The following is a 1,076-nucleotide window of genomic DNA, read 5'->3' on the forward strand; positions in this document are numbered from 1 at the left end:
TCTTGCGCCTGAGAGAAGGCGGAAGTGGAAGTTGCAAAAGTGGAAGTAGGGAGATGGGGTACTTCCACTTTTGGGCGGGAATGTGGAAGTGGAAGGTGGATGGGGAAAAGCGGAAGCGGCAAAAGTGGAAGTGGAAACAGGGTGCGGGAAAAGCGGAAGTCCCCCTTTTGCAGGTGGTGCTTCCACTTCCATATGTATGGAACTTTCGGGTAGGAGGTAACTGTCTCATGCGAGACAGTTGGGTGACAGCAAGGTGTATATTCCTATTGGGGCATGAAAGTTAGATGGAGGCTTGCTGTGAGGGGATGCCTCGGATTGTGTGGAGCTGGCGGTCAGATTAGCACCAAAGGAAAACTAGACCCTTATGGCGCAAGCTCATACGTTGAAGCTGCATGGCATAGAAAATGAAATTAGTATTCAATAGATTTCAAATAAAATAGTTAGAGTTTCTATGCTGCTTACTAATTATTATTCTGGGATGAAAGCATGTGTGAGTGCCCGATTATTTTAAGTAAATGTATGCTTTTTAAATCAGTAGGTGTATAGCTGCTTTGCCAATGATAAAAATTTACCCAGAACTTAAGCTGCTCTCTGTGTCCAGTCCCTTAGGTGTAAAGAATTTTGTGTCGCGAGCATAATCGTTATTTAGTACATGAAAATAATGCGTGAGATGTTTGGCGTGTTGATGTGCTGATTTTATGGGTGGTAAATTGAAAGGAAATATGCTATTAGATTATGGGGTGTAGTTTCTAATTCTGTTCTTCTGTTTTTCTAAAGGGTGGGGTGCTGAATTGATTTGTGTATATCTGAGTATTTGTTTAACTTGTCGCTTAGTAATTCCACCTCAATGAGTCTTGTAATGGGTGCCGTGTCAGGGTATTTCGCGGTAATGTTTAATTTATAAGTTTGACTGTTCTCTGGTAGGGATATTGAGAACCTGGCTGATGTTTTTTTGGGGGGGGGGGGGTGGATTTTTTAAAAAACTCCCAGGTGTTTGCGGTGGAGCTAGTAAGGTTCGGTTCTATGCAAATTGGTGGAATTTTGGTGTTAAACGTTAAATAAATATTATTTTTGAT

General features: G+C 41.8%; 1 protein-coding gene. It reads right to left on the minus strand.

Translation table 11 applies throughout. The annotated features are described in order from the left end of the window. Nucleotides 1–893: 893 nt before the first annotated feature. On the minus strand, nucleotides 894–1,076 hold a 183-nt coding region (locus tag E4U03_RS13270), incomplete at its 5' end, for a hypothetical protein (protein ID WP_209304183.1).

Origin of the sequence: Rothia nasimurium (genome assembly GCF_004569295.1) — a bacterium.
Taxonomy (GTDB): Bacteria; Actinomycetota; Actinomycetes; order Actinomycetales; family Micrococcaceae; genus Rothia; species Rothia nasimurium_B.